Origin of the sequence: Caballeronia sp. ATUFL_F2_KS9A, from assembly GCF_023630765.1 — a bacterium.
Classification (GTDB): domain Bacteria; phylum Pseudomonadota; class Gammaproteobacteria; order Burkholderiales; family Burkholderiaceae; genus Caballeronia; species Caballeronia zhejiangensis.
In genome coordinates, this window is record NZ_JALQEK010000031.1 from 42,331 (window position 1) to 65,479 (window position 23,149).

23 protein-coding genes are annotated in these 23,149 nt (G+C 64.8%); 7 read left to right on the top strand and 16 right to left on the bottom strand.

Annotated elements, in window-relative coordinates; all coding sequences use genetic code 11:
- Positions 1-127 precede the first annotated feature (127 nt).
- Positions 128-1,645, top strand: a complete 1,518-nt coding sequence (locus NCS67_RS19025) for an MDR family MFS transporter (protein WP_250436128.1) — start codon at positions 128-130, stop codon at positions 1,643-1,645.
- Positions 1,646-1,700: 55 nt separating this feature from the next.
- On the opposite strand, the gene NCS67_RS19030 is transcribed toward NCS67_RS19025, so the two are convergent.
- A complete protein-coding gene (locus NCS67_RS19030) occupies positions 1,701-1,928 on the bottom strand; it encodes a hypothetical protein (RefSeq protein ID WP_008354398.1) in 228 nt (75 codons plus the stop codon).
- A 357-nt stretch (positions 1,929-2,285) separates the two neighbouring features.
- Between NCS67_RS19030 and NCS67_RS19035 the strand changes: the two genes are divergently transcribed.
- Positions 2,286-4,169, top strand: a complete 1,884-nt coding sequence (locus NCS67_RS19035) for a PAS domain-containing hybrid sensor histidine kinase/response regulator (protein ID WP_175982860.1) — start codon at positions 2,286-2,288, stop codon at positions 4,167-4,169.
- A 6-nt stretch (positions 4,170-4,175) separates the two neighbouring features.
- Here the strand turns inward: NCS67_RS19035 and NCS67_RS19040 are convergent, their stop codons facing one another.
- Together NCS67_RS19040 and NCS67_RS19045 are read right to left on the bottom strand one after the other, a co-directional pair.
- Positions 4,176-5,306 (bottom strand): FUSC family protein, encoded by a 1,131-nt coding sequence (locus tag NCS67_RS19040; RefSeq protein WP_250436129.1) that lies wholly within the window; start codon positions 5,304-5,306, stop codon positions 4,176-4,178.
- A 35-nt stretch (positions 5,307-5,341) separates the two neighbouring features.
- A complete protein-coding gene (locus tag NCS67_RS19045) occupies positions 5,342-6,268 on the bottom strand; it encodes a LysR family transcriptional regulator (protein WP_008354394.1) in 927 nt (308 codons plus the stop codon).
- A gap of 117 nt (positions 6,269-6,385) precedes the next feature.
- Between NCS67_RS19045 and NCS67_RS19050 the strand changes: the two genes are divergently transcribed.
- A complete protein-coding gene (locus tag NCS67_RS19050) occupies positions 6,386-6,820 on the top strand; it encodes a VOC family protein (RefSeq protein ID WP_008354393.1) in 435 nt (144 codons plus the stop codon).
- A 45-nt stretch (positions 6,821-6,865) separates the two neighbouring features.
- On the opposite strand, the gene NCS67_RS19055 is transcribed toward NCS67_RS19050, so the two are convergent.
- From NCS67_RS19055 to phnG, 10 genes are all read right to left on the bottom strand, one after another.
- Positions 6,866-7,150 (bottom strand): hypothetical protein, encoded by a 285-nt coding sequence (locus tag NCS67_RS19055; RefSeq protein WP_008354392.1) that lies wholly within the window; start codon positions 7,148-7,150, stop codon positions 6,866-6,868.
- A 155-nt stretch (positions 7,151-7,305) separates the two neighbouring features.
- Complete coding sequence (locus NCS67_RS31915; RefSeq protein WP_175982858.1) at positions 7,306-8,844, bottom strand: methyl-accepting chemotaxis protein; 1,539 nt, start codon at positions 8,842-8,844, stop codon at positions 7,306-7,308.
- A gap of 226 nt (positions 8,845-9,070) precedes the next feature.
- The gene (locus NCS67_RS19070) at positions 9,071-10,435 is read right to left on the bottom strand and encodes an MFS transporter (RefSeq protein ID WP_250436130.1); all 1,365 of its coding nucleotides are present in this window, start codon (positions 10,433-10,435) and stop codon (positions 9,071-9,073) included.
- Positions 10,436-10,710: 275 nt separating this feature from the next.
- Entirely contained in the window at positions 10,711-11,844 is a 1,134-nt protein-coding gene (locus tag NCS67_RS19075; RefSeq protein WP_008354389.1) for an alpha-D-ribose 1-methylphosphonate 5-triphosphate diphosphatase, read from the bottom strand.
- Entirely contained in the window at positions 11,838-12,605 is a 768-nt protein-coding gene (phnL, locus tag NCS67_RS19080; protein ID WP_008354388.1) for a phosphonate C-P lyase system protein PhnL, read from the bottom strand. Before phnL ends, NCS67_RS19075 begins: the two co-directional genes overlap by 7 nt.
- Positions 12,606-12,615: 10 nt before the next feature.
- Positions 12,616-13,386, bottom strand: coding sequence for a phosphonate C-P lyase system protein PhnK (gene phnK / locus NCS67_RS19085; protein WP_008354386.1), 771 nt, complete (start codon positions 13,384-13,386; stop codon positions 12,616-12,618).
- Positions 13,383-14,237: an alpha-D-ribose 1-methylphosphonate 5-phosphate C-P-lyase PhnJ gene (locus NCS67_RS19090; RefSeq protein WP_250436132.1), complete on the bottom strand. Its 855-nt coding sequence runs from the start codon at positions 14,235-14,237 to the stop codon at positions 13,383-13,385. Before NCS67_RS19090 ends, phnK begins: the two co-directional genes overlap by 4 nt.
- Positions 14,234-15,334, bottom strand: coding sequence for a carbon-phosphorus lyase complex subunit (locus NCS67_RS19095; protein WP_250436133.1), 1,101 nt, complete (start codon positions 15,332-15,334; stop codon positions 14,234-14,236). The genes NCS67_RS19090 and NCS67_RS19095 overlap by 4 nt, the downstream gene beginning before the upstream one ends.
- Complete coding sequence (gene phnH / locus NCS67_RS19100; RefSeq protein ID WP_175982855.1) at positions 15,334-15,957, bottom strand: phosphonate C-P lyase system protein PhnH; 624 nt, start codon at positions 15,955-15,957, stop codon at positions 15,334-15,336. The genes NCS67_RS19095 and phnH overlap by 1 nt, the downstream gene beginning before the upstream one ends.
- Positions 15,954-16,436 carry a phosphonate C-P lyase system protein PhnG gene (phnG, locus tag NCS67_RS19105; RefSeq protein ID WP_034473491.1) on the bottom strand — a complete coding sequence of 161 codons (483 nt, stop codon included), beginning with the start codon at positions 16,434-16,436 and terminating at the stop codon, positions 15,954-15,956. The genes phnH and phnG overlap by 4 nt, the downstream gene beginning before the upstream one ends.
- Positions 16,437-16,599: 163 nt before the next feature.
- On the opposite strand from phnG, the gene phnF reads away from it, so the two are divergent.
- The 3 genes from phnF to phnN are packed head-to-tail and all read left to right on the top strand — an operon-like array spanning position 16,600 to position 18,604.
- Entirely contained in the window at positions 16,600-17,358 is a 759-nt protein-coding gene (gene phnF / locus NCS67_RS19110) for a phosphonate metabolism transcriptional regulator PhnF (protein WP_250436134.1), read from the top strand.
- Complete coding sequence (locus NCS67_RS19115; RefSeq protein ID WP_250436135.1) at positions 17,355-18,047, top strand: DUF1045 domain-containing protein; 693 nt, start codon at positions 17,355-17,357, stop codon at positions 18,045-18,047. The genes phnF and NCS67_RS19115 overlap by 4 nt, the downstream gene beginning before the upstream one ends.
- A complete protein-coding gene (phnN, locus tag NCS67_RS19120; RefSeq protein ID WP_250436136.1) occupies positions 18,044-18,604 on the top strand; it encodes a phosphonate metabolism protein/1,5-bisphosphokinase (PRPP-forming) PhnN in 561 nt (186 codons plus the stop codon). The genes NCS67_RS19115 and phnN overlap by 4 nt, the downstream gene beginning before the upstream one ends.
- 52 nt (positions 18,605-18,656) lie before the next feature.
- On the opposite strand, the gene phnE is transcribed toward phnN, so the two are convergent.
- The 3 genes from phnE to phnC all read right to left on the bottom strand — a co-directional run bounded on the left by phnE (position 18,657) and on the right by phnC (position 21,271).
- Complete coding sequence (gene phnE / locus NCS67_RS19125; RefSeq protein ID WP_250436357.1) at positions 18,657-19,391, bottom strand: phosphonate ABC transporter, permease protein PhnE; 735 nt, start codon at positions 19,389-19,391, stop codon at positions 18,657-18,659.
- Positions 19,392-19,475: 84 nt separating this feature from the next.
- Positions 19,476-20,438: a phosphonate ABC transporter substrate-binding protein gene (phnD, locus tag NCS67_RS19130; RefSeq protein WP_250436137.1), complete on the bottom strand. Its 963-nt coding sequence runs from the start codon at positions 20,436-20,438 to the stop codon at positions 19,476-19,478.
- Positions 20,435-21,271: a phosphonate ABC transporter ATP-binding protein gene (gene phnC / locus NCS67_RS19135; protein WP_175982850.1), complete on the bottom strand. Its 837-nt coding sequence runs from the start codon at positions 21,269-21,271 to the stop codon at positions 20,435-20,437. The genes phnD and phnC overlap by 4 nt, the downstream gene beginning before the upstream one ends.
- Before the next feature lie 228 nt (positions 21,272-21,499).
- On the opposite strand from phnC, the gene NCS67_RS19140 reads away from it, so the two are divergent.
- On the top strand, positions 21,500-22,888 hold the full coding sequence (locus NCS67_RS19140; protein ID WP_250436138.1) for a dihydrolipoyl dehydrogenase: 1,389 nt from the start codon (positions 21,500-21,502) through the stop codon (positions 22,886-22,888).
- The last annotated feature ends 261 nt before the right edge of the window (positions 22,889-23,149 follow it).

Sequence of the window (23,149 nt, forward strand, 5' to 3'; positions counted from 1 at the left end):
ACATTGCTTCGGCTGCAAGGAATCCGCAAGCCGGGGCGTCGCCGCCGCATCTTCATTTTTCGAGCATGGCCCGTCTGCGCGCATGGTTGTCTCGTACGCGCGGCGGGCGATATGCCTTCCTGCCCGCATGTCACAGAACAGCAAAACCGTCCGTCCCCTCGTCATCGGCGCGGTGATGGCCTCGATGGCCATGGTCGCGATCGAAGCCACCATCGTCTCCACCGCGATGCCGCAAATCGCGACGCAGCTCGGAGGCCTCAATCTGTATAGCTGGGTGTTCTCGTCGTTCCTGCTCACGCAGACGGCGCTCACGGTCGTGTTCGGCAAGCTCGCCGATCTCTACGGCCGCAAGCCGGCGATCCTCGCGGGCATCGCGATCTTTCTGATCGGCTCGGTGCTCGCGGGCTTCGCGTGGTCGATGCCCGCGATGATCGTCTTCCGGCTGATTCAGGGCGTCGGCGCGGGCGCGATCCTGCCGGTCGCGCTGACGGTCGTCGGCGATCTCTATCCGGCGCGCGAGCGCGGCAAGGTGCAGGGCTATCTCGCGAGCGTGTGGGCCGTGTCCGCCGTGCTCGGGCCGATGGTGGGCGGCCTGCTGATTCGCCAGTTCTCGTGGGCGTGGATCTTCTGGATCAACGTGCCGATCGGCATACTGGCCGCGCTGCTTTTCACGCTCTTTCTGCACGAGGAAAAGCGCCACGACCGTCCGGCGATCGATCTCGCGGGCGCGTTCTTCTTCACCGCCGCCGTCGCCGCGCTGATGATGGCGCTCACCGACGCCGGCCACGCGAGCAATGCGCGCGTCGGCTTGGAGATCGGCGTGTTCGTGCTCGCGATCGTGTGCTTCGTGATTCAGGAGCGCCGCGCCGCCGATCCGATGATCTCGTTCAGGCTGTGGTCGCATCGGCCGATTGCCGCGAGCAACGTCGCGACGGTCCTCGCCGGCATGGCGATGATGGGCCTCACCACTTTCCTGCCGATGTACGTGCAGGGCGTGATGCATCGCACGCCGGTGGAAGCGGGCCTCGCGCTCACGATGATGATGATCGGCTGGCCGAGCGGCGCCACTTTCACGTCGCGCGCGTTCAGCCGCATCGGCCTGAGGCGTCTGTTGATGATCGGCCCGGTCTTCATTCCGCTGGGCGCGTTGCCGTTCGTGCTGCTCGGTCCGCAATCGAGCCCGGTCTGGGCGGGCGTCGGCTCGGCGGTGCTGGGCTTCGGCATGGGCATCACAAGCGTGTCCTGCCTCATCCTGATACAGGAAATCGTGCAGCCGATGGAACGCGGCAGCGCGACGGCATCGAACCTCTTCTCACGCAACCTCGGCAATACGCTCGGTGCAGCCGTGTTCGGCGCGGTGCAGAACTACGGCCTCACGCACACGGCCGGCCTGCCGCCCGTTCATGCGGATCAGCTGAAGCAACTGCTGTCGTCCGTGCCCGGCGACTTCGCGACGAACAACGAGATTCGCCTCGTGCTGCACCATTCGCTGCATCTGACCTTCACGGCGATGTTCGTGATCGCGCTAGGCACCGTGATTTCGATGCTGTTCATGCCGAAGATCGACATCGGGCGCGCGAAGGGCACGGTCGAGACGGTCGGCGCGGCCGATGCGAAAAACGCCGCAAATCAGGCGTTTCATTGAACGCGCCGCGTCCCGCCGAGACCACCGGCGGAACGCGGTCTCATGCAAAAAGCGCTCAATCCTGCGCCTGAATGAGCGGGCTGTCCTGCTTCGCCTTCCCGGCGCCTGCATCGTTGCCTGGCTGAGCGTCCTGCGCGATCGTCTGCATGTTCATGCCTTGCTGCGAGACGGGCGCGCCTTCCATCGGCGAATAGTGCGGCGCGGGGCCGTATCCGCTTGCGAGCGCGTAGGAAGCGCATGCGAGCGCCGCGACGAAGATGATGCCTTTGAGATTGCCGGTCATGGTAGTGCTCCTGAGGGTTTCACGAATCCACTTCATCGGCCTCGTCGCACTGCCTGCCCAGCACCGACCTTCTGAAATGTGAACGCAGTCTACGTGCGTGCATCGGCGTTGAAATCCCTCCAAAAGCACGGCTGAAAGCGGGTGGTGCGATCGCCGCGCGCCGTTTCGCGGCCCGGCACGCCGATAGCTACGCTCACTAAAGGCATGGCAGCGATGCCGGGGCTCCGGGTAGACTGTGGCGTCGGCGGACCTTTTGTCCAGGAAACGTCCGCCGCTGCGCCGACCACCCGAACCATGACCAGACCTAAAGCCGACTCGCCCCTCGACCTCGCCCGCCACGCGCCATCCGAGCCCGCCATGAGCGAGCCGCAGTATCACGCGCTCGTCGATGCGATCGAAGACTGCGCGATCTTCATGCTCGACCTGAGCGGCCGCATCACGAGCTGGAACAAGGGCGCGCGCAAGATCAAGGGCTACGAGGCGCACGAAATCATCGGACAGCATCTGTCGCGCTTTTACACGGCGGAATCGGTGGCGCGCGGCTGGCCCGAGTACGAGCTGAAGCAGGCCTACGCGACCGGGCGCTTCGAGGACGAAGGCTGGCGCGTGCGCAAGGACGGCACGCTGTTCTGGGCCAATGTCGTCATCACGGCGGCGCGCAATACGCAGGGCGAGATCATCGGCTACGCGAAGTACACGCGCGATCTCACCGCGAAGCGCGCCGAGGAAGAGAAGCTGCGGCTCTCGGAAGAGCGCTTTCGTCTGCTCGTGGAAAGCGTCAGCGATTACGCGATCTTCATGCTCGATCCGGCCGGCCATATCGCAAGCTGGAATACGGGCGCGATGCGAATCAAGGGTTATCAGCCGTCGGAGATCCTGGGCAAGCACTTTTCGATGTTCTATTGCCCCGAGGATCTCGAAGCCAACCTCCCCGAGATCGAACTGCAGACCGCGATCCGCACGGGCCGCGTGGAGAGCGAAGGCTGGCGCGTGCGCAAGGACGGCTCGCTCTTCTGGGCGAACGTGGTGATCAACGCGGTGTACGACGAGCATCGCGTGCTGCGCGGCTTCGCGAAGGTCACGCGCGACATGAGCGACAGAAAGCGCCTCGATCAGCTCGAAGTGTCGTCGCGGCGCATCAGCGAGTTTCTCGCAACGCTCGCGCACGAGTTGCGCAATCCGCTCGCGCCGGTGCGCAATGCGATCGGCGTGATGCAGATGGAAAGCGACGTGCCGGAACGCATCGCCGCATGCCGCGACATCATCGACAGACAGACTTCGCATCTCGGCCGGCTCGTCGACGATCTGCTCGACATGGGCCGCATCACGACCGGCAAGATCGATCTGCGCATGACGCGCGTGGACGTGAGCGAGATCGTCGCGCGCAGCATCGAGCTCGTGCATCCGTTCACCGACGAACGCGCGCAGAACGTCGTCAGCAAGCTGCCGTCCGAGCCCGTTCATGTGATGGGCGACATCACGCGGCTCGTGCAGGTCGTGCAGAACCTGTTGAACAACGCGTCGAAGTTCTCGCCGCGCGCCAGCACGATCCGCGTCGAAGTCGAGCGCGAGGCGACAGCGCTGCTGCTGAAAGTGATCGACAAGGGGCGCGGCATCTCCCAGAAGGGTCTCACGTCCATCTTCGATCTGTTCGTGCAGGAGGATCACTATCTCAATCCCGGCGAGGCGGGCCTCGGCATCGGGCTGACGCTGTGCCGGTCGATCGTCGAGATGCACGGGGGGTCGATCAGCGCGGCGAGCGCCGGACCGAATCAGGGCAGCACGTTCGTCGTGCGCCTGCCTTACGCGTCCGACCACGATGCGCCGCGGCCGCATCGCGTGCTCGCGCAGACTGCGACGCTAGGCACGGGCGGCGGCCTGCGCATCGTCGTGATCGACGACAACCAGGATTCCGCCGACAGCCTCGCGCTGCTCTTGCAGATGAAAGGCCACGACGTGCGTACCGCGTATCACGGCAAGGAAGGACTCGACGTGATCCGCCATTTCCCGCCGCAACTGATTTTGCTCGATCTCGCCTTGCCCGACATGGACGGTCACGCGGTGCTGCGCGCGCTGCGCTCGCAGCGGCTCATCGGGCGTGCGACGGTGGTCGCGATGACGGGCTTCGGACAGGACAGCGACAAGGAACGCTCCGCGCAGGCGGGCTTCGACGCGCATCTGGTGAAGCCGGTGGATTTCGACGTGCTGGACCGGTTGCTGGAGGAGGTGGCGAAGCGGTGAGGGCGATCACGCCCTCACCACCCGCAACGGAAAAATCACCCGCGACGCGATCAGCCCCAGCGCGCCGCCGAGCAGCGTTTCCCACGCGCGCGCCGTCAGCAGTTCGAGCGAATGCACGCCGCTCGCCGCGAGCGTCACGATGAGCACGAACGCGAACGCGCCGCACGCGATGTCGTATCGCTCCGGCAGCGCCATCGCATAGGCGATCATCGCGAACGCGGACAGAATCCACACGACGAGCGGCCAATGTTCCGCGAGCGGCAGACACACGATGCCGATCGGCACGCCGACAAGCGTCCCGTAGATGCGCCGCCGTACGCGCTCCGCCGTCCCGACCGCCGACGTCGCGACGACATACACGCAAGCCGTGATCGCCCACGCCGATTCCGCGAGCCCGAACAGGCGATTCAACGCCACGACGACGAGCGCGCCGCACGCCGCCTGCAGACCCATCGCGAAGGCGGGCGAGATCGCGTCCCGACCGTAAGCGGGCTCCGACGCCAGCGCGGGCAGCACGACCGGATGCTCGGCCGGTCCGCTCAGCACGCGCGGCACGATCGCCGCGAGCATGCCGATCAGTAACGCGAGCAGGATCGCCCAGGAATCGCCGGGGCGCAGATCCATCCCGTAAGCGAGGAGCTGGCCGATATAGAGCTGCGAGCCGACGCCCGCGCCCGTCATCCCGAAGCGCTTCAGATAGCCCGCGAGGAACGCGCCCGTCACGAGAATCAGCTCGGCGCCGCCGCGTCCGGTTTCACGTAGCATCGGCGCAAAAAACGTGAAGGTGAACGCGCCGAACGCAGCCGCGACGCACAGAATGACGAGATCGCGGCTCGACTCCAAACGCGTCGTGCGCGCCTCGGACACGCTCGCCCACAGCGCGAAGCCGCCCGCGAGCGCGCCCACCGACACACCCGCCGGCACGCTTTGCGTCACGTCCTGCAGCGCGCCGAGCGCCGCCGCCAGCCCGTACGCGGTCACGAGCCGCAATCCCTTGATGCGCCGATGCGTGCCCGGATCGACGCGATCGAGCCACGCGAGCACGGCCTGCACGCGCTGCACGAGCGCTTGCACGATCGTCAGCGACGAATCCGCGAGACGCGCTTTCGCGTCGCCGATGGGCTGCTCGTCATCCATTGGCTTCCCCACAGGTAACGCACCTGCCACGCATTCTAGGACGCGTTGCGCCTGCGCGCGCGTTTGACGGCCGCAATCGGCCCGCCGCGCTGCGCCGCTTCGACGATGCAGCCCGCGAGGCGCGCCGCCGCATCCGGCTCGTCCGCGCGCACGCGCCGCGCGCGCTCCACAAGCCCGATCTCGCGATGAAACGTGTCGCCGCCGAGATCGAGCGCGACCGCGCCGCGCGGCCACGCGCCGATGCCGTCCGATACCGGCACGAGCGCCACGCCCAGCCCGCGCGCCACCAGTTGCGCGATGCCCGGCAGCTCGTCGACCTCGATCGAATCGCGCACGGCGATGCGGCGCTTCGTCAGAAACATGTCGACTTGCCGGCCGCCGAACGAGCGCCGGTCGTATCGGATGAACGGCTCCGATTCGATCAGCGCGCGCCAGTCGGCGCCCTTCTTCGCGGCAGGCACGAGCAGCACGAACGGCTCGACGGCGAGCGTGCGCCATTGCAGTTCCGCGGGCAGCGAAAACGGCGGGCGGATCATCACGGCCATGTCCATCTCGCCTGCATCGACGCTTGCGAGCAGATTGAGCGACACGCCCGGCACGAGCCGGATGCGCCACGCCGGCAGCATGCGCCGGAACGCGCCGATGGCATCGGGCAAAAGCGCCGCATGCGCCGACGCGATCGCGCCCACCGAAAGCGAGCCGCCGCGCCCGTCCTCGCCTTCTGGCTCAGCGAGGCGCGCGTACAGCGCGATCAGTTCATCGGCGAGTTCGAGCGTGCGCTTGCCGGCCTTGTTGAGCGTCGCGGAGCGGCCCGTCCTGTCGAACAGCTTCGCGCCGAGATGCGCTTCGAGGCGCTGCATCTGCGCGCTCACGGCCGATTGCGTGAGGCCGATCTGCGCGCCTGCGCCCGCGAAAGTGCCGTGGCGCGCCACCGCGATGAAAGTCCGGAGTTCGCGCAGCATGTCGATTCATCGAAAATATTTGGGCTGACTCCAGAAATATATCGTTTTTCAACACAAATATTTATTAATAAACTTTCGTTCCAGTTCCCATGAACGCCGATTGAAGGACTCAACTCCATGAGCACGACCCAGCACGCCATGCCGCCGTTCCATCTCGCGTTTCCCGTTCATAGCCTCGCGGCCGCGCGCGAGTTCTACGGCGAACTGCTCGGCTGCCCGGAAGGCCGCAGCTCCGACGCATGGGTGGATTTCGATTTCTACGGCCATCAGATCGTCGCGCATCTCGCGCCGGAGGAATGCGGACATCGCACGACGAGCGCGGTCGATGGCGACGCCGTGCCGGTGCGCCACTTCGGCGTGGTGCTGTCCATACCGCAGTGGAACGAGCTCGCCGACAAGCTGCGCGCGGCGGGCACGCGCTTCATCATCGAGCCGCATGTGCGCTTCAAGGGCGAAGTCGGCGAACAGGCGACGATGTTCTTCCTCGATCCGTCGGGCAATGCCGTCGAGATCAAAGCGTTCGCCGATATGTCGTCGCTCTTCGCGAAATAAAAAACGGGACGCCGCGCGGCGTCCCGTTCGTCATTGCAGCGCGCTTTACTGGCCGGAGCCGCTCGCGCTGACCGGGGCGCCCGGACCGCTCGGCGTCGCGGTGCCGCCCGGTTGCGTGGACGGACCCGAGTTCATCGTGCTCTTGTGCGTCTTCTTCGAATGCGTCGATTTGTGCGCGTGCGCGTTCGGCTGCGCGGGCTGCGTCGTGGTCTGCGCGTTGTCGCCGGCCTGCAGGCCCGTGTTCGAGCTCGGCGGATTGTCCTGCGCGAAAGCGGACGCGCACACCAGCGCGAAAGCGCCGGCAGCGGCGGAAAGGGCGAAACGTTTCATATCGAAGACTCCTGTTGGCGGTTGCGAAATGCGATGCTCACGGCTTGTTCTGCCTGCTGGCCGCCGCGCTTCACGCGAGCGGCCGTTCGCACGTCAGGAGTCAGCACGCGACATGCCACGGTCTGACGATTCGCCAACGTCTTCGCGTCTTCGTGTCAGGTTTTGAAGACCGCGATGGCGCGCTTCAGCTCTTCGGCCTGCGTCGCGAGCGCGGCGGCGGCGGCCGTCGCCTGTTCGACGAGCGCGGCGTTCTGCTGCGTGACCGCGTCCATCTGCACGATCGCGACGCCGACCTGCTCGATGCCCTGCGTCTGCTGCGTCGACGCCGACGAGATCTCGTTCATGATGTCGGTCACGCGCGAAACGGACGTGAGAATCTGCTTCATCGTGTCGCCGGATTGCTGCGCGAGGTCTTGCCCCGCCGTGACGTTCGTCACCGATTCGTCGATGAGCGTCTTCACATCCTTCGCGGCCGCCGCGCAGCGCTGCGCGAGCGCCCGCACTTCCGATGCGACCACCGCGAAGCCGCGCCCGTGCTCGCCCGCACGCGCCGCTTCGACGGCCGCGTTCAACGCGAGGATGTTGGTCTGAAACGCGATGCCTTCGATCACGCCGATGATGTCGACGATCTTCTCCGAGCTGCCCGCGATCTTGTCCATCGTCGCGACGACGCCGAGCACGACGCCGCTGCCGCTTTCCACCGTCGACGATGCGCTCGCCGCGAGCTGGCACGCTTCGCCGGCGTTATCGGAGTTCAGACGCACGGTCGACGTGAGCTCTTCCATGCTCGACGCCGTTTGCGCGAGCGACGCGGCCTGCTCTTCCGTGCGCGACGAAAGATCGTGATGGCCGTCCGCGATTTCGCGCGACGCCGCCGTGATGCCGTCCGCGACGAGCTTGATCTGCGCGATCGTCTGCGTGAGGCGCGATTGCATCGTGTGCATCGAATGCATGAGGCTCGAATCGTCGCCGCGCTGCACTTGCACGGTCTGCGCGAGATCGCCGGCCGCGATGCGCTGGCAGACGACGGCCGCATCGCGCGGGTCGCCGCCGATGCTCTTCAGCACGCCGCGGATGATGAGCGTCATCGCGACCGTCAGCGCCGCGCCGATCACGCCGATCAGCAGGAGCGACTTGAGCACGATGGCATGGAAGGCGCGATCGATGTCGTCGATCCACGCGCCCGTGTAGACGTGCCAGTCCCATTCGCGCACGTAATCACCGTACGTGACCTTGGGCAGCGGTTCCTGCTCGCCCGGTTTGGGATACGAATACGTCGTGATATGCGAGCCGTCGAGACCGTGCTTGACGATCTCAGCGGTGAAGTGCTTGCCCGTGCTATCGACGAAATCGTTGATCTTGCCCTCGGAGTGCGGACGCGGCGGATCGAGCACCTGCCACATCTTCGAATCGATGATGCCGACATAGCCGCTCGTGCCGTAGCGGATCGCGCGCACGCTCGCGATCGCGCGTTTCTTCGCTTCGTCTTCGGGCAGCGCGCCGCTTTGCGCCTGCTTCACATAGAACCTGACGACGCTCGCCGCCGACTGAACCTGTTCGGCGAGCGCGCCTTCGCGGTTGTTCATCAGCGAATGTTTCGTGGAGATCGCGTTGAGCGCGCACAGAAGAATCAGACTGAGCCATACGAAGCCCACGATGCTCATGAGCTTGGTCTTGAAAGAAAGTTTTTTCACGATCTGGTTGTAATAGCCGATGGACGCGCCGGGGCAGGCGCTCGCTTTGCGGCTTCCGATCGCGGGCGATTTTACGTTTGCGTGAGCGGGTGCGACGCCGCGTCGTTATCGAAAGCTGCGTGCAATTTAACGGCAAGGCGCGTCGAATCTTGAGGCGCGGAACGCGGCGCACAAAGCAAAACGCCCCGCATGACCGAAGTCATGCGGGGCGTCGGTCCATGCTGCTTCAGTGCCCGACCGGCTCTGTCGATTTCAGGTCGCTCGCCATCGCCGTTTGCGGATGCGCGGCCTGCTTGATGAGCAGCGCGACCGCCGAAACGATGCCCGCCACCGCGATCGTCGCGAAGATGCCGCCGAACGTGAAATGCAGACGCGTCAGCTCGGCGACGAGGAACGATCCCGCGATGCCGCCGAAGCGCCCGATGCCGAGCATCCACGCGACGCCCGTTCCGCGCCCTTGCGTCGGATAGAACGCCGCGGCGAGCGCGGGCATCGACGATTGCGCGGTGTTCATCAGCACGCCCGCGACAAACACGACGAGCACGAGCATGCCGACATTGCCCGCCGCCTGGCCGATCAGATACACGCTCACGGCGGTCAGCGCGTAGCACGCCGCGATGATGCGGTTCGCGTTGAACTTGTCCATCAGCACGCCGCACAGCACCGCGCCGACGCCGCCGAGCGGGAACAATGCGGAAATGAGCGTCGCCTTTTGCGGCGGCAGGCCCGATTCCTTCAGCAGAATCGGCATCCAGTTGATCGACGCGTAGAAGATCACGAGGCCCATGAAATACGTGAGCCACAGCATGATCGAGCCGACGAGATACGAGCGCGACAGCACCACGCTGATGCCGCTCTGTCCCGTCGCGGCGGGCGCGGCCTCGGTCATGAAGAACGAGCCGGCGTTCATCGCGTCGGACGAAATGCGGGCGAGCGTCGCGCGAATCTTCTCGACGGGCTTCGACTTCGCCACCATGTAGCGCACCGATTCCGGCAACGTGACGATCAACAGCACCGACAGCACGAGCGGCGCGATGCCGCCGAGCATCAGCACGCTGCGCCAGCCGAACTGCGGAATCATCCACGCGGCGAGAAAGCCGCCGAACGCCGCGCCGAGCGGAAAGCCGCAGAACATCAGATTGATGAGCGTCGCGCGGCGGCTGTCCGGACAGAACTCGCTCATCATCGTGACGGCGTTCGGCATCGCGGCGCCCAGCCCCAGGCCGGTGATGAAGCGCAGCGTCGTCAATTGCGTGAGGTCGGCCGAGAACGCCGACGCGAGACACGCGACGCCGAAGATCAGCACCGACGAAAGCAACATCGCGCGGCGGCCGAGCTTGTCGGACAGCGGCCCGGACAACAGCGCGCCCGCGGCGAGGCCGAACAGCGCGGCGCTCAAGACGGGCGCGAGCGCCGGACGGCTGATATGCCATTCGGCGACGAGCGACGGCGCGATAAAGCCGATCGCGGCGGTATCGAAACCGTCCAGCAGCACGATCACGAAGCACATCACGAAGATGAGCCACTGAAACGGCGAGAACGGATGCTCGTTGATGAACGTCTGTACGTTCACGGCAGGACTTCTACTCACTTCATTCCCTTTTCGGTGATGGGCGCGCGCCTCGCAAGGCCGCGTCCCGGAACTGAAACCGCTTCCCGCCGCCGTTCTTGTTGTTGTCGTGCGAGCAGCGAACCCCGGTCAAACCGCATGGAAATCGGAGAAAAGTTCGTTAGACGAACACCGATTCACATAGCGAACTCGCGAGTGAGGGTACTGAAGAAGTTTGCGCTTCGTCAACGCGGGCTTTCCCGCGTATGACGAAGCGCTGACGTGTGGCTGTCAAAAGGCAGCGAATCTGCGGACAGTCAGGACACGCGCCGCCCCGCGCGATACGTTTCGCGCGGCACCTGCAGGCCGTCCACCGAGGCGACGCGCACGAAGTCCGCGCGCAGGCCCGTGGCGATCGCGCCGCGGTCCGCGAGACCCGCCGCGTGCGCGGGCGCCCACGAAACGGTCGCGACGGCGCGCGGCAGCGACCAGCCCGCCTTGGCGACGAGATCGAACACCGCGATCAGTAGACTCGACGGCACGTAATCCGACGACAGGATATCGAGCAGCCCTTCGTGCGCCAGTTCGAGCGCCGACACGTTGCCCGAATGCGAGCCGCCGCGCACGACGTTCGGCGCGCCCATGATCGTCGCGATGCCGTGTTCGCGCGCGGCGCGCGCGGCTTCGAGCGTCGTCGGGAATTCGGCGAGCGCGATGCCGTCGCGCGCCGCTTCCTCGACATGCTCGACGAGCGTGTCGTCGTGGCTCGCAAGCGAGATGTTCAGGCTCTTGCAGCGCGCGACGATTTCCGCGCGATGCTTCGCCGCGTAACGCGCCTGATGATCCGCGAGTTCGGCGAGGATTTTCTTCGCGTGCTCGTCGCTCCATTTGCCATGACGTTCCTGATACTTGCGCCACTTCTCGTGATCCTGCCACTGACGCTGGCCGGGCGTGTGGTCCATCACGGATGCAAGCCGGAAAAGCGGATCGGACGAAAGCAGGTCGAACACTTCGACGACATCCGTCGTGCCGACTTCGCATCGCAGATGCAGAAAGTGATCGGCGCGCAAGAGATCGCGCGCGACGAACTTGCCGATCGACTTCGCGCATTGCACCTGAAGCTCGCGGCCGCGCACGCCGTCTTCGGGACGCGAACCGACGCCGAGCGCATCGAACACGGTCGTGATGCCCGCCGACGCCACTTGCGCGTCATGCACGATGATCGCCGCTTCGTGATTCCACAGCACGCCGGGGCGCGGCGCGAGATGCTTCTCGATGTTGTCCGTATGCAGCTCGACGAAGCCGGGCAACAGATAATCCCCGTCCCAGTCGTGCGCCTCGCGCGCCGCCGTATTGCCCGGCGCAATGTCGGCGATGCATCCGTCCTCGACGCGCAAGGTGCCCACGAAATCCTCGTCGCGCGTCACGATGCGCGCATTTGTTATCAGCATGTCTGCAACACTCCGGAATCGGTTTGATGAGCGATGGCCGCGCTCGATGCGAGCCGCACGATGCGGGTCGCGACGCGCTCGCGCGTGTCTTCGTCGTGAAAGATGCCGACGATCGCCGCGCCCTGCTCGCGCGCCTCGACGATCAGATTGGCGACCACGTCGCGGTTTTCGGCATCGAGCGACGCAGTGGGTTCATCGAGCAACAGCAGCGGATGCGCCGCGATCAGTCCGCGCGCGATGTTCACGCGCTGCTGCTCGCCGCCCGAGAACGTCGCGGGCGCGAGCGTCCACAAACGGCGCGGCACGTTGAGGCGTTCGAGCAACGCGCTCGCACGCTTACGTGCTTCGTCTTCATCGACGCCGCGCGACACGAGCGGCTCCGCGACGAGATCGAGCGACGACACACGCGGAATCGCGCGCAGGAACTGGCTCACGTAACCCATCGTCGTGTTGCGCAGCCGGATGATCTCGTGCGGCGCGGCGTCGGTCAGCATCGTATGACGCGAGGGCTTGCTGTCGTCGCGAATCGCGATCGTGCCGCGCGTCGCGAGATAGTTGCCGTACATGCAGCGCAGGAACGTGCTCTTGCCCGCGCCCGACGCGCCCGCGAGCACGACGCATTCGCCGCGTTCCACATCGAGCGATACGCCCGACAGCGCGGCGATACGCGCGCCGCCCTGCTGATGCAGTGTGAAAGTCTTTTCGATGCCGATTGCGCGCAGCATCAGCTTGTCGTTGGTGATGAAGGAATCGTGTGTCATCGGTCGAACCTCAAACAGGCAGCACGGACGCGACGAGCGTCTGCGTATAAGGATGTTGCGGATCGTCGAGCACCTGATCCGTCAGCCCGCTTTCGACGACGCGCCCGTCCTTCATCACCATCAGCCGATGCGCGAGCAGACGCGCAACGCCGATATCGTGCGTGACGATCACGGCCGCGAGATGCAGCTTGCTCGTGAGCGTGCGCAGCAAGTCGAGCAGACGCGCCTGCACCGATACGTCGAGGCCGGCGGTGGGTTCGTCCATGAACACGAGGCGCGGTCCCGTCACCAGATTACGCGCGATCTGCAGACGTTGTTGCATGCCGCCCGAAAATGCCGAAGGCAATTCGTCGATGCGCGCGGCATCGAGTTCGACGCGGCTCATCCAGTCGGCGGCCGTCTCGCGCAGACGGCCATAGTGACGCGCGCCGATCGCCATCAGCGGCTCGCCGATGTTCGCGCCCGCCGATACGTTGCGACGCAATCCGTCGCGCGCGTTCTGATGCACGAAGCCCCATTCGGTGCGCGACAAAAGACGCTTGCGCGGCTCGGCGAGCGTCAGCAGATCGAGCGCTTCGCCTTCGCGAGTCGTGTAGGTGAGCGCACCGCCGTCGATGTCGCTGCGCAACGCGAGCGCATTCAGCAACGTCGATTTGCCCGATCCCGATTCGCCGACGATGCACAGCACTTCGCCCGGATGAACATCGAGATCGACATCGACGCACCCGCCGCGTCCTTCATAACGCTTCGTGAGGCGCGTCGCTTTCAGGAGTGCGTTCATCGCGTCACCTCTTCGTCGTCGCGACGGCTATGGCAGTAATCGCTGTCGGAGCAGACGAACATGCGCGTGCCCTGATCGTCGACGATCATCTCGTCGAGAAAGCTATCGTGCGAGCCGCACAGCGCGCACGCGTGCTCCCACTTCTGCACGGTGAACGGATGATCCTCGAAATCGAGGCTCTTCACTTTCGTATATGGCGGAATGGCGTAGATCCGCCGCTCGCGGCCCGCGCCGAAAAGCTGCAATGCGGGATTCATGTGCATCTTCGGATTGTCGAACTTCGGGATCGGCGAAGGCGACGTCAGATAGCGGCCGTTCACGAGCACCGGGTAATCGTAAGTCGTCGCGATGCTGCCGTGCTGCACGATATCCTCATAGTATTTGACGTTGATGAGGCCATAGTCCGCGAGCGCGTGCAGCTTCTTGCACTCGGTCACGCGCGGTTCGAGGCGGAACAGCGGCTCGGGCATCGGCACCTGATACACGATGATCTGCTTGTCCGTGAGCGGCGTCTCGGGAATGCGGTGACGCGTCTGCACGATGCTCGCATCGGCGGTGCGCGTGGTGGTCGCGACGCCCGCGGTGCGCGCGAAGAAGCGGCGAATGTTCACCGCGTTCGTCGTTTCGTCGGAGCCTTGATCGATGACCTTCAGCGTATCGCTTGCACCGATGATCGCGGACGTGACCTGCAGGCCGCCCGTGCCCCATCCATACGGCAGCGGCATTTCGCGCGATGCGAACGGCACCTGATAACCCGGCACCGCGACCGCCTTGAGCAACGCGCGGCGAATCATGCGCTTGGTCTGCTCGTCGAGGTACGCGAAGTTATAGCCTTCGGTGAGTGCGTTCATGCCGCATCCTCCTCGTTGTCGTCCGAACCGTGCGCGGCGCGCAAACGGCGCAGCAGTTCGAGCTCGGATTGAAAATCGACGTAGTGCGGCAACTTCAGATGCTGCACGAAACCGGATGCTTCCACGTTATCGCTGTGATACAGCACGAACTCGGGATCCTGCGTCGGTGAACCGACGGATTCGCCGAGTTCTTCGGCACGCAACGCGCGATCCACGAGCGCCATCGCCATCGCCTTGCGCTCGGAGTGGCCAAACGCGAGACCATAGCCTTGCGTGAGCGTCGGCGGCACATCGCCGCTGCCCGCGAACTGATTGATCATCTGACATTCGGTGATGTCGATATCGCCGATCTCGACCGCAAAGCCCAGTTCATCGACCATCATTTCCACCGCGACTTCGCCATGACGGATCTCGCCCGCAAACGGATGGCTGTGCGCGTAGCCGCGCTGCGTCGCATAGCCGACCGCGAGCAGAAAGCCTTCGTCGCCGCGTGCGAGGTTTTGCAGGCGCGTCGAGCGATCGGCGGGAAACGACAGCGGTTCGCGCGAAAGATCGCCCGGCTCGGGCGCGTTCTCGTGCGCGCGTTCCTGCTCGATCAGGCCTTCCTTGTCCAGCATCGACAACACGCGCGGCATCGCGCTCGCGTCCGTCTCTTTCGCCGAGATAGTTGCATTCGCAACTTGTTGGCCTTCGGCGAGCAAAGTGAAATCGAGCAGGCGTTGCGTGTAGTCGTACGTGCCGCCCAGCATCTGTCCGCCGGGAATGTCCTTGAAGGCCGCCGAGATGCGGCGCTCGACACACATCGCTTCGGTATCGATCGGCAGCGTGTAGCCGAAACGCGGCAATGTCGTGCGATACGCACGCAGCAAAAAGATCGCTTCGACGAGATCGCCGGCTGCCTGCTTGATCGCGAGCGCGGCCAGGTCTTCATCGTAGACGGAGCCTTCCGTCATCACGCGCGCGACGGCAAGACGCATCTGCTCGCGAATCTGCGCGACGGACAACTCGGGGACGGAAACATCGCCGCGACGCTTCTTCGCGAGCACGTCCCACGAACGTTCGATGGCGCGTTCGCCACCTTTGACCGCGACGTACATCAGTTCACCTCCACTTGCGTCGTGCGCGGCAGGCCGACGAGCGCGCCGCCCGCGACGAAGTAGCAATCGATGCCGCAAGGAAAGAGCGCCGTGAGCGCCGCGCGCTGACGCCAGAACTCCCGTGACAGGCCCGCAATGGCGACGCTGCGCGATTGCGCGATGCCTGGACCGCTCCACACGAGCGGCTCACCTTCGGTCAGCGACGGCACATGGATAAAGAGCGTCGCGGCATGCTCGGGAGATTCGGGTTCGCCGTGCGAGAAAGCATCGAGCGAAGGCATGTCGCGCGCATCGTCGATATAGACGAATGCGGCCTCGCGGCGATCGCGCGTCAAGCGCGCGCTCGCGTGAAAGCGCAGCGCATCGCCAAGCACGTTGTCTTCGCGCTCGATGAAAACCGGCGTCGAATAATCCGTCAGCGCGAGCAGCGACGCGAACGCCGCGAGCGGCACGCGCCCGGCGAGGCCATCGCGCATCGCATGGTTGTCCGGCAGCGCGGCATCGATCGCAACGATGCTGCCGGGCCGCGACAGCGCATCGAGCAATGCGCGGAACACGCGTTGCGCGTCGTGCACCGTGTCGTTGAAGCCGGGCACGAGCGTGGTCATGTCGATTCGCATCATTCGCCTCTCACCATCGTGAAGAATTCGACCTTCGTCGCGGCCGCTTCGGCTTCTTTGCGGCGTCGTTCATCTGCGATGCGCGCAGCCAGCGGCTCGATGAGTTGCGTCTGCAACTTGTCGGCGAAGCGCGGCATCTGCAGGAGGGCGTCCGCGAGCGCGGCGAGCGTCGCGCGTTCCTTGTCGCGCCCCATGTGCACGGCGACACCGACCGGCGCGCTGCCGTCATCGGCGATGAGACGAAGCGTGGCGCGCGTGACGGTCGTTTCGCCGAGGTTAAACGCATCGCCCGTGCCGCCGATGCGCCCGCGCACCATCGCAAGCCCGATATCCGGCGCGCGCAGCCACTCGTAGTCGGGCACCCGCGCGCCTTCGAGCGCCGCTTCGAGCGCATGTTGCAGCGCCTCGCGCGGCGTGCGGGCAAGCACCGCCATCCATTCGCGGCGGCCTCGCGTTGCGCGCGGCTCCATTGAAGTACTCATCGCATTCCCTTTGTCTGGAAGGATCGGATCATCGTCATGCTACTCGTTGTCTAGTCTAGTCGTCTAGACGTTTGGTCGTGTAGTGAGGCTTTCACATTTCCATCACGAGTTGCGCACTACAATCCGGGAGAACGATATTCAAACCGACAGGAATGACAGCGCAATGACATCCAACGAAAATGCGGCGCCTGGCGTTGCCGTGGAGCGCGGCGCGGGGGTCGCGGTCTGGCGGCAGATCGAGCAGATACTCGCCGCCGAGATTGCCGCGAAGAGCTTCGGCGACGAAGGACGCCTGCCGAGCGAGGCGGAACTCGCCAAGCGTTTCGACGTGAACCGTCATACGGTTCGCCGCGCGATGCTGCGGCTTGCCGCAACGGGTCTCGTGAGCGTCGAGCAGGGGCGCGGCACGTTCGTGCAGCCGGGCGCGATCGATTATCAGATCGGCCGGCGCACGCGCTTCACCGAGAATCTGCGCCGCAAGAAGCACACGTCGGCTGGCGTCGTGCTGAGTTCGGAGCGCGTGAAGGCCGATCCGACCGTATCGAAGGCGCTCGGCGTGCGCGCCGGCACGCTCGTCTATCAGATCGAAACGCGCCACGACTCCGACGGCATTCCGATGACGTATGCGCGCAACTGGTACCCAGCCGCGCGCTTCAACGATCTGCCCGCGGTCATCGAAGCGGCGGGCGGTGTCAGTGCCGCGCTGGAGACGTTCGGCGTAAAGGATTACATGCGCAAATGGAGCCGCATCGGCAGCGTGCTGCCTTCGTCGGACGTGGCGCGGCGCTTGCAGATCAATCGTCAGCAGCCGGTGCTGTGGGTCGAAAACGTCGATGTCGACGAGGACGGCGTGCCGATCAAATACGGCATCACGCATTTCGCGGCGGATCGCGTGCAATTGATGGTCGAGCACGATCGATGAGCGCCGCCGTTCATCCGCGCGTGGCGCTCTATTACGCGCCGCCCGCCGCTTCCGCATGGTGGCGCGAAGGTTGCGAATGGCTCGGCCGCGATCCCGAGAGCGGCCGCGAAACCGCGACGCCCGCGCATGCCGTGACGCACGCCCCGCGCCGTTACGGCTGGCACGCGACGCTCGTCGCGCCGTTTCATATGGCCCCGGGTGTCGAGCTCGCGGACGTGCTGGCATGTGCGCGTGCGTGGGCCAGTTCGACGCCGCGCTTCGAGATGCCGGTATGCCCCACGGAAATGGGCCGTTTCGTCGCGCTACGGCCCGCCGCGCCCGCCGACGACGCAACCCTTCGAGCATTGGCCGCGAGCGCACTGAAGGCGCTCTCCGCGTTGCGTACGATGCCATCGCGGGAAAGCATCGAGCGGCGCATCGTCGATGGCATGAGCGCACGGCAGATCGAATTGCTGCGCGAATGGGGTTATCCGTATGTCCTCGAGGAATATCGCTTCCATATGACCCTTTCCGATTCCCTCGACGATGCGAACGCGCGCGCGTCGATCATGTCGGAATGGAAGGCGCGCATCGATACGCTCGGCCCGCTGCCGGTGCACGGCGCGGCGCTTTTCATCGAGCCGCAGCCGGGCGCGCCGTTCGCGCTATGGCAGCGCCTGCCGTTCAACAACGCACGGGAAGTGGCATGACCGAAGTGGATAGCACGAAACTGATCTACGTGATGGGACCGTCAGGCGCGGGCAAGGACTCGCTGCTCGGCTTCGCGCGCGAACGCATCGGCGCACAGGTGCTGTTCGCGCATCGCTACATCACGCGCGCGGTCGCGGACGGCGAGAACCATATCGCCCTTTCGCATGACGAATTCGCTTCGAGACTGTCATACGGCCTCTTCGCGATGCATTGGGAAAGCCTCGGGCTGCGGTATGGCATCGGCATCGAGCTGGATGCGTGGCTCGCGCGCGGCAGGCCAGTCGTCGTGAACGGCTCGCGCCAGCATGCGGAACTCGCGCTCGAACGTTATCCGCATGCGCGCTTCGTGCATATCGATGCAGCGCCGTCCGTGCTTGCCGCGCGCCTCGCGCGTCGTGGACGCGAAGACGCCCGGCAGATCGAAGCGCGTCTCGCGCGCCGTCCGGCCTTCGAACTGCCGTCGCACGCGCATGTCGTGAAGATCGACAACTCGGGCATGCTCGCAGACGCCGGCACGCAATTGCTCGCGCTGCTCGCGCGTACGAACCACGCCTGAAAACGACGCGAGCGCCTGATGAGGCGCTCGGCATCGATAGTTGCAAGCGCAATCAAATCACGCGTTCGCGCACCCACCCGGAAGCGAGATCGATCATCGACACGATCGCGATGACGATCAGCATCACCGCCGACGTCTGCGCATAGTTGAACGAGCGGATCGCTTCATACAGCACGACGCCGATACCGCCCGCGCCGACCATGCCGACGACCATCGCGGAGCGCACGTTCGACTCGAAGCGATACAGCGCGAACGAAATCCACAGCGGCAACACTTGCGGCAGCACGCCGTAGACGATTTCATCGAGACTGCTCGCGCCGGTCGCGCGCACGCCTTCGGCGGGCCGCGCATCGACGGCTTCGACCGCTTCGGCGAAGAGCTTCGCGAGCACGCCTGTTGTATGAACCCACAACGCGAGCACGCCGGCGAAAGGCCCGAGTCCGACCGCGACGATGAACAACATCGCGAAGACCATTTCGTTGATCGCGCGGCACGCGTCCATCAGGCGGCGCACGGGTTGCGAGATCCATACGGGCGCGATGTTCTGCGCCGATAGCAGCCCGCATGGCACGGCGCAGACGAGCGCGAGCGCCGTGCCCCACACGGCGACCGCGAGCGTCGCGATCATTTCATGCACGTACGTGCGCCATTCCGTGAAGTCGGGCGGAAAGAAGTCGCGCGCGAACTGGCTCATGTTGCCCGATGCGCCGAGCAGATCGAGCGGGCGCATGTCCGCGCTCTGCCACGACAGGCCCAGCACGGCGATCAGGACGATCCAGCCGAACATCGATGTCCAGCTGCGCTTCGGTGCACTCGTCCGCACGGGCCGCACGATGCCGGCCTCGAACGTCGTTACGTCGAGCGGCTTCATTTACTTCGCCGCCGTCGTGTCGAGCGCGGCGATCTTCTGATCGAGCGCGGCAATCTGCGCCTTCTTGTCGGCGTCGTCGAGATGCGCGTCGTTCTGCACCTGCTGCTTCTTCTGGAAGAGCGCCATCTGACGAATCGGCACGAGTTGCGCGTTCGACGAATCGGCGAAGCCCGAATAGCCCGAGATCGCAGTCATCACCGCTTGTTCGCGCGGGTCCTTTTCCGCGTAGTGATCGAAGAAGTTGCGCAGCTTGTCCTTCGTCGCTTGCGGCAGATCGCGACGCCATACGAGCGGGTCCGATGGAATGAGCGGCGACTTCCACAACACGCGCACCTTCGGATACAGCTCGGGATGTTGCGTCTTGATGGTGTCGAGCATGTCGGTGTTGTTGGTCGCGACATCGATCTTGTCGTTGACGACCGCGAGCATGTTCGCTTCATGGCTCGACGGCAGCACGCTCTTGAACGACGACTTCGCGTTGATGCCGTTCTTCGCGAAGAGGTAATACGATGGCACGAGCGTGCCCGACGTCGAATTCGGATCGCCGAAACCGAGATTGATTTCCTTCGTGTTCTTCAGCACCTGATCGAGCGATTTCCACTTGCTGTTCGCGTTCGTGATGAGCAGCGAGTAATAGCCCGCATCGCCGTTCTTGTACTTCACCTTCGCGAAGACTTCGCCGTTCGAGCGATCGACCGCTTCGATCGCCGATGCATTGCCGAAGAAGCCGATCTGCACCTTGTTGAAGCGCATCGCTTCGATGATGCCCGCGTAGTCGGTCGCGAAGTAGGCCTTCACGTCGAGACCCGTCTGCTTGTTCAGATCGTCGATGAGCGGTTGCCAGCGTTGCTTGAGCGCGGCCGACGAATCCGTCGAGATGATGCCGAAGTTGATCGTCTCGGCAAGAACGGATTGCGTCAGCAGGCAAGACGCGAGCGCGGCGCCGGCCAGGAATTTTTTCATGATGCGATCCAGGAGTTGACGTTGAGTTGAGGTTCCGCGGCGTGCGTCCGCGCTACGTGATGCGCAAGCAGTTCGCTGGCGGACGATCCGTAGAGCTTGTGCAGCACCTCGGGCGTGAGACGCTCGCTCGCGCCATCGAAGACGACGCGGCCATCGCGCAACGCGATCGTGCGCGGGCAGTACTTCATCGCGACATCGATCTGATGCAGCGACACGACGACCGTCAGCTTGCGCTCGCGATTGAGCGTCTGCATGAGTTCCATGACGCGTCGCGCCGATTCGGGATCGAGCGATGCGATCGGTTCATCCGCGAGCACGATGCGCGCACGCTGCACGAGCGCGCGTGCCAGTGCCGCGCGCTGCTGCTGACCGCCCGACAGATTGCTCGCGCGTTCGAACGCGTGTTCGCCGATGCCCATCGCGGTGAGCGAATCCATCGCGAGCGAGCGTTCGTCGCGCGGAAAGCGCCCGGACATACGACGCCACAACGACACGCGCGACAACGCGCCGATCAGCACGTTCGTCAGCACTGAAAGACGTCCGACGAGATTGAACTGCTGAAACACGAAGGCGACGTCGCGGCGTATCGAGCGCACTTCACGCACGATCCTGCCGTTCTGCTGGATCGGGCGGCCGAGCAACGTGACGTGCGACGGCGCGGGGTCGGATGCCGTGAAGCCTGCGATGTGCCGCAGAAGCGTCGACTTGCCCGATCCGGAAGCGCCGATGAGCGCGACCATCTCGCCCTCTTCCACGCGCAGATCGACGGAGTCGAGCGCCTTGCGGCCATTCCGGAACGTCTTGGTGAGACGCTCGATGCGAATTGCGTCCATAGCTTCCCTCGATGGGCGCGCTCACATGGCGCGCTGAAACGTTCGGGAGATTCTAGGAAGCGAACATGACGAGATAGTGACGCGCATGAGACGTCTAGATGAATACATCACTTCGATGCGTCGCGAGTTGAGACGATCGAGCAGAAAAGCGATACGAACGAGCATTCACGATTTGCGCGCCGCGCTTTATGATGATCCGCAACTGCATCAATCACTCGGGACTTCATCATGAACACGATCCATACGGATGTCGCCATCATCGGCGCGGGCAGCGCGGGACTTTCGGCGTATCGCGCGGCGAAGGCTGCGGGCGCTTCGGCGATTCTCATCGAAGGCGGCGCGCACGGCACGACGTGTGCGCGCGTCGGCTGTATGCCGTCGAAGCTTCTCATCGCAGCGGCCGATGCCGCGCATCACGCGACGCACGCGGCGGCGTTCGGCGTGCATATCGATGGCGCGCTGCGCATCGACGGGCGCGAAGTGATGGCGCGCGTGAAGCGCGAGCGCGATCGTTTCGTCAGCTTCGTCGTCGCGGGCGTCGATGCGATGCCCGATGCGGACAAGCTCACCGGCTACGCGCGCTTCATCGACGATAACCTGCTGCAAGTGGGCGACGATACGAAGGTGCAGGCGAAGAGCATCGTCATCGCGACGGGGTCGAGTCCCGTTATGCCGTCGATGTATCGCGCGCTCGGCGATCGCGCCATCATCAACGACGATGTGTTCGCGTGGGACGATTTGCCGAAGCGCGTTGCGGTGATCGGCGCGGGCGTCATCGGCCTCGAACTCGGTCAGGCGCTGGCGCGGCTCGGCGTGCGTGTGTCGCTGCTGGGCGCGCGCGGGCGCGTCGGGCCTTTCACCGATCCCGATGTGCGTGCGTATGCCGGGCGTGTGTTCAGCGAAGCGTTTCGTTTCGAGCCGTTTGCGCAAGTGCAGGCCGCCGTGCGCGAAGGAGATGAAGTGCGTTTGCGCTATGTGTCAGATGCGGGCGAGTCGATCGAGGAAACCTTTGATTACGTGCTCGTCGCTGCCGGGCGCAAGCCGAATGTCGGCGGGCTGGCTTTGAGCAATACATCGCTTGCACTCGATGACGTTGGCCTGCCGGTCTACGATCCGCTCACGCTGCAGGCGGGCGCTCATCCGGTCTTCATCGCCGGCGATGCGAACGGCGTGCTGCCCTTGCTTCACGAAGCCGCCGACGAAGGCCGCGCGGCGGGCACGAATGCCGCGCGTTATCCGCATGTCGAAGCGGTCGAGCGTCGCGCGCCGATTGCAGTTGCGTTCACCGATCCGGGCATTGCGATGGTCGGCTCGCGTCATGTCGACCTTAAGCCCGAGTCGTTCGTGACGGGCGAAGTGAGTTTCGAGGATCAAGGCCGCAGCCGCGTGATGCTCAGAAATCGCGGGTTGATGCATGTGTATGTCGATCGCGCGAGCCGCCGCTTCGTCGGGGCGGAATGGATTGGGCCGGATGCGGAACACATCGCGCATTTGCTGGCGTGGGCGTTGCAGATGAAGCTCACGGTCGATGAGATGCTGCGGATGCCGTTTTATCACCCGGTGGTCGAGGAAGGGTTGAGGACGGCGTTGAGGGATGCGGTTGTCAGGCTCGGGTGAGCGGGTCGCGGCGAGGCACTCCGTGCGTATCGATTGCGCCCCGCCGCACTTCCAAGCGAGACGAACGTTGTTGTGCGCATCCGGGAAATCCCCGCCACATCATGTCTGGATTTCCTCGAGGGCGAAGCACGGATACTTATAAGTCGAGTTTGCCGTGCACCAGAATCGGACGTGTCTCGAACGGGCGCCAGGCTGGATCTTTGGCCTTCCACGCTTCATGCGGTGACGGCTGACGCGATCGTCGGTGCAGTCGCCTGGCGC